Below are 5,807 nucleotides of genomic sequence, written 5' to 3'. Positions count from 1 at the left end.
TACGATGCCGGTCTTGGTCTTCATAATCATGACCTGCGGATCCTTCAGACCTGCATGAGCCTTGGAAGAAGTCTTCGGCATGATGCACTGTACTTCGTCCCACTCGTCGTTAATCAGCCACGGCAGAACGTCGATCTCATGAATTGCGGTATCGGTAACAGCCATTGCGGTGGTGTAATCATCAGCAACGCCGTCAGCGCGATGGGTGCACTTCAGAATCATCGGAGCACCGAACTTGCCTTCGTCGATGAGTTCCTTTACCTGGTTGTAGCCGCGGTCGTAACGACGCATGAAGCCAACCTGTACCAGATGCTTACCGGAAGCCATCTCAGCGTCAACGATTTCCTTGCACTCAGCAGCGGTGTTGGTCAGCGGCTTCTCGGTGAATACCGGCTTGCCAGCAGCGATAGCCTGCAGGATCGGTGTTTTGTGGAACTGGCCCGGAGTGGTAACAACGACTGCATTAACGTCAGGATCGTTAATAGCCTCAGCGGAATCGGTGTAAACCTTGGTGCCAGGACCTGCGATTTCAGCTGCTGCCTTAGCGCCAGCCTCGAATACATCGCATACTGCTACGATAGTAGCACCCTTAATTCTGTTCTGAATACGGTCGATATGCTGCTTACCAATCATGCCACAGCCGACCAGAGCGATTTTCAGTTCATCCATGTCAAAAACCTCCAAAATCTCCAAAATCAAAATGTGAACCGGTTTTGAACCGGTGTTCTCTGTTGTTGTGACTCAAGTATAGCGGAATTTCTTGTGCAAATCAATAGAACAAAATGCCCAAAATTCAAAATATTTGTACAGAAACACCAGACGAGCTTCGGAAAATCGCCAATTTCACGGGGAGAAACCCGCCAAAACTGGATAAAACGAAGAAAAAATGAACTTTTTAGGCTTCTAAAAATAATTTTAATATTGCGTTCACGTGAACGCACACACGTCAAAGTGACGAAAAACGACTAGGATTTTTTATAAATTTTGACGAAAAAAATCTGCCGCGCTGCTTTTTCGAGAAAAAACAGCGGGCAGAGTATGGTCAAATTACACATTGTATTTGTTTTTAATGGAAATATCGGTGTAAAAATAGCGGGTTTCCGGTGATTTTCCGGAAAAAACACGGTCAAAAAGTATCATAATCGGCTGAAAGCCTTGGGTGTGTGCATCCTGTCCGATCAAGAAGTCTATACGACTGTCAAGCAGATTCTGGATGTTGTTTGGTATGAGGTCGAAACAGATCACGCGGACGGTGTCTGTGCAGCCCATGCGCTCCAGAGCGCGGCACACGCCGGTCTGTCCACCGGCAGCCATATAAATGGCTTTAAGATCCGGATGGCGGCGCAGCGTCTCTTCCGTCAGCTCCTGCGTGGTGATTTCATCGTCCTGACAGTACACGGCGGGAAGAATGCGCAGATTGGGGAAGCTCTTTTTGACTTCGTCGCAGAATCCGTGGATGCGCAGCGCGTGCGAATGGTTGTAGTGATAACCGGAGATGGGGAGAACCAGCCCGCCGTCATTGGTGATGGCGTTGACCAGACCCGCACAGGTGCGGCCGGCAAGCTCACTGTTTTGTCCGACAAAACACATGCGCTTGGTGTCGTCGATGTCTGCGTTGAAAGTCACGACCGGAATACCGGCATCTACCAGCGCATTGATTTTCTTTTTCATGCGCGGATCATCTGCCGGACAGATGGCCAAGCCGCTGATGTCCTCAGCGAGCAGCTCATCAATGAGCTGAAGCTGAACATCCACATCCAGACCGATGCCCTCACGCACCAAGACCTCACAGCCCATGCTGGAGACTTCTTTCGCGGCATCGTCGATGCCGGAGCGCAGCAGATGCATAAACGGCGTTTCTGTCGCCTGCGCGATGACGCCCAATTTCATCGGGCGGTGGGTCATTGCCAGCGCCTTTCCGGCGCGGTTTGGCTGATACCCAAGATCATTTGCAATTTTGCGGATTCGCTCAGCGACCTCCGGTTTGACGCGGCCGCGGTTGTATAGCGCGCGGTCTACCGTGCCGCGGGATACACCGGCAAGCTCGGCAATTTGTTTGAGTGTGACAGCCATGTTGAAACCCCTTCCAGCAGATATACGAAAGAACGATTGTACCACATTATCACAGCAATCGCTCTGTCTATTTTAATCTAGCATGGCTGGACAAAAAAAGCAAGCATTTTCGTTATAACCGATGAGAACGCCGATGTAAAAGGTCTATGCATTACTGCGAATTGCTGCATAATACCCGAAAGATACCCAGTGGAATTTGTCAGGCTTGTCTGATATAATGAAATCCATCAAGTACTATGAGGAGAGACATATATGAAAAAAAGAATATTGACCGTGCTTATGCTTGTTGCTATGGCGTCGCTGCTGCTGTGCGGCTGCACCCGCAGCACCTACACGCAGGAGGACATTGGTGATCCACCGGCGACCATTGACGAGACAACCATTCTCGGCACATGGTATTTTGAGGGACATGAGAGCGCAACCATTCAGTTCAACAAGGATGGCACGTATGAGACCAACAACGAGGGCAAAAAGGGCAACGGTACCTATACCCTGAGCGATGACTACAAGACCCTGCATCTCAAGGAAGAAACCTCTTCTGTCGATGAAGATGTCTCCGTCATGTATGGCGATGACATTTTGTATCTGATTTGGAAGAGTAGCAGAGAGCAGATCTTTACGAGAAACATCGATCAGGATGCACCGGGCAACTCCAAGTAAAAGAAAAACAGGCTTTGCGGCGAGCAAAGCCTGTTTTTTTGTCCTATGTCACAAAAAAGCAAGACAAAAGCCCCCTGCATCAGGAACTGCAGGGGGCGCGGAGATTGTGTTATGTTGTTTTAAAAGAAATCATTGGGGATAAAGGAGCTGGAAGACAGCTTATGCTGCCAGTACCAGCGGGGAGAATACGATGTAGAAGATAGCAGCGACAACCAGGCCGATGATGGTCAGGTGCCAACGATACTTCCACGGAGTCAGGTCAACTGCACCAACATCCGGTACGACATACTCTTCGCACGGGCGAACCTTCTGCAGAATAAACATAATCAGCAGGTAGATCGGGAACAGAACAGCCATTGCGTACAGGTAATGGATCTCTTCGGTGGTTCCCGGATAGCACGGCTTCAGGAGCAGGAATGCGCCGTAAACAACGAAATGGATAACAGTAATCAGATACGGAGTGAACTTCGGTACGCGGCGGAACCACATAACACCGAGAACGGTGCACAGTACCGGCAGGGACAGGAAGTTTGCCAGAGAGTTCAGGAAGGTGGTAATGCCGTTTGCGTACATAACGAACGGGGAGATGATGATAGAAATGATTGCTGCGAAGGTACCGTAAGACTTGGAAATCTTAATCAGCTGAGCATCGTTCTTGCCCTTGCCTATCTTGGTATCCTTGACAATATCCAGCGTGAACATCGTGCAAGCAGAGTTCAGAACGGAGTTGAAGGAAGACAGGATAGCGCCGAACAGTACAGCGGCAAAGAAGCCCATAATCGGAGTCGGTACAACGTGTGCAATCAGTGCCGGATATGCCATGTCAATCGGGGAAGAAGAGTTGTTGATCGTCTCCTGGATGGACGGCATATGATAAGCGATGATGCCCGGGAAAATCAGGTACAGCGGGCCAAGGCACTTCAGGAAGCCACAGTAAATAGCGCCCTTCTGGCCTTCAGCCAGGTTCTTAGCAGCGAGGGAACGCTGAACGAAGGACTGGTTGGTGCACCACCAATACAGGTTGGAGAACAGCATACCAGTGAAGATCAGCGGCCACGGCAGGTTCGGCTGTGCAGAGTTCCAAGCGGACCATGCATTCAGCTTCTCCGGCTCGTTGTGCAGGATGTAAGACCAACCGTCAACGATGCCAGAACCGCCAACTTCATGACCCAGAACTGCCAGAGCAATGAACGGGATCAGGAAGCCTGCAATCAAAAGACCAATACCGTTGATGGTATCGGATACAGCAACGGCCTTCAGGCCGCCGAAGATTGCGTAGCAAGCACCTACAATACCAATAACTACACACAGAACGGCAATAGCAGCGAACTGGTTGCCGTTGAAGATAGACAGCTTGTCAAAGTTAAAGATTCTTACGAATGCAACGGAACCCGAGTACAGGATAACCGGCAGGTTCAGGAAGGAGTACATCAGTACGATGATAGCGGAGAACATGAGCTTAACGCCCTTGCCAAAACGCTCTTCCATCATAGCCGGAATGGTTGTGGTACCCATCTTCAGGTAACGCGGCAGGAAGTAATGAGCCAGGAACAGCAGAGTGAAGATGGAACCAACTTCAAATGCGGACGGGCTCATGTTGGTCTGCCAAGACTGGCCGTTCAGGCCAACCAGCTGCTCAGCAGACAGGTTTGTCAGCAGAAGGGAACCTGCGATAACGTAGCCCGGAAGGCTGCGGCTTGCGAGGAAGTATCCGTCTGCGGATTCGAGGTTATCGCCCTTGGTCTTTACGCTAGCAATGACTGCTACTAAGATCGTGAAAGCCAAGAAGGAGATAATAACCCAAATGTTAGAGTTCAGAAAACCCATTTATTTTTCCTTCTTTCTTTATATTTCCTTTTGTTTCACATGTTGCTTCCCCAAAAGATCGCTTTTAACATTCTTTCAATAACACTCTCTCCATAAAAGAACATATCTTTCTGTATGGGAAAAACAAAGTCATACAAAAGTAGTTGTCGAAATTCGGAATCGAATCTGAGTAACCTTTTCCTTTGTTGTTATGGATGCATAGGATCGTATTCTATGCCTTTATGAAATTATAAAGGTGCAATGATTGGGATGCCGCATGATGTTGCGTTCACGTGCACGCAATTGGGGGGAACAAAAGCGGATTGCAACTGGCGATTTTCTTTTTGCCAGCATCCGCTGATTTTTGACCATCCAATTTTGAAAGACGTGCTCGGAAGGAAACATACATGTTGCTTTCCTTGCTTATAAATTTACCATGATATGCCCTGAATTGCAAGAGAAAAGCACGACTTTTTTCACAGCAGAATCACCAGATATTTCTTCGGCGAATTGTGACAGCGTACAGAGAACTAGACAAGTGCGGACGGCGGTATAATGTACAAACTATGCACGTAAGATACACTGAGGTGGGTGAAATGTGCTATTTTAAGGTAGTATCCGGCAAAAAAATGGCGGTTGCACTGCTGATAGCCGCTGTGGTGTGTTGTGCAGGTTGTCTGTTTTTTTGTACAGGAAATTGGATCAGCGTTTCCGCGGCGCAAAGAGATCTGCCTATTTACAGCGTGGAACGAAAAGACAAAGTTTGCTCGCTGACCTTCGATGCGGCGTGGGGAAATGAGGACACGCAGCAGCTCATTGACATTCTGAAGAAGTATGACATCCAGGCGACATTTTTTGTCGTAGGGGAGTGGGTGGAAAAATATCCAGAATCCGTCAAAGCACTTTCCGATGCAGGACACGAAGTCATGAATCATTCTTCGACACATCCGCATATGCCGGATTTATCCGCAGAGCAAATGACGGCGGAAGTACAGAGCTGCAATGAAAAAATCAAAGCGATTACAGGCGTGCAGCCAACGCTGTTCCGCCCGCCATACGGAGATTATAATGATGCAGTGGTTTCCACTATGCGCTCCATTGGCATGTACTGCATTCAGTGGGATGTCGATTCACTAGATTGGAAGAATCCGGCACCGTCTGAAATCACGAGCAGAGTTGTCCAAAATGCGCAAAATGGCAGTATTATCTTGTTCCACAACGCAGCGGTCAATACGCCTGCCGCTCTGCCGGATGTCATTGAAGGACTC

General features: G+C 48.8%; 5 protein-coding genes. 2 read left to right on the top strand and 3 right to left on the bottom strand.

What is annotated here, in order from left to right; all coding sequences use genetic code 11:
- The coding region (locus ACR0P9_RS06645) for a Gfo/Idh/MocA family protein (protein ID WP_432618502.1) at positions 1-669 on the bottom strand (669 nt) is incomplete at its 3' end.
- Between the two features lie 378 nt (positions 670-1,047).
- Positions 1,048-2,073: a LacI family DNA-binding transcriptional regulator gene (locus ACR0P9_RS06640; protein WP_432618500.1), complete on the bottom strand. Its 1,026-nt coding sequence runs from the start codon at positions 2,071-2,073 to the stop codon at positions 1,048-1,050.
- Between the two features lie 252 nt (positions 2,074-2,325).
- Here ACR0P9_RS06640 and ACR0P9_RS06635 point away from each other — a divergent pair, with 252 nt between their 5' ends.
- Positions 2,326-2,733 (top strand): lipocalin-like domain-containing protein, encoded by a 408-nt coding sequence (locus tag ACR0P9_RS06635; RefSeq protein WP_432618498.1) that lies wholly within the window; start codon positions 2,326-2,328, stop codon positions 2,731-2,733.
- A gap of 159 nt (positions 2,734-2,892) precedes the next feature.
- On the opposite strand, the gene ACR0P9_RS06630 is transcribed toward ACR0P9_RS06635, so the two are convergent.
- On the bottom strand, positions 2,893-4,560 hold the full coding sequence (locus ACR0P9_RS06630; protein WP_432618496.1) for a solute:sodium symporter family transporter: 1,668 nt from the start codon (positions 4,558-4,560) through the stop codon (positions 2,893-2,895).
- A 575-nt stretch (positions 4,561-5,135) separates the two neighbouring features.
- On the opposite strand from ACR0P9_RS06630, the gene ACR0P9_RS06625 reads away from it, so the two are divergent.
- On the top strand, positions 5,136-5,807 hold a 672-nt coding region (locus ACR0P9_RS06625), incomplete at its 3' end, for a polysaccharide deacetylase family protein (RefSeq protein WP_432618495.1).

Source organism: Butyricicoccus sp., from assembly GCF_050872565.1.
GTDB lineage: Bacteria > Bacillota > Clostridia > Oscillospirales > Butyricicoccaceae > Butyricicoccus_A.
Note: the sequence above shows the minus strand (reverse complement) of the source record. Positions and strands in the feature narration are given on the sequence as shown.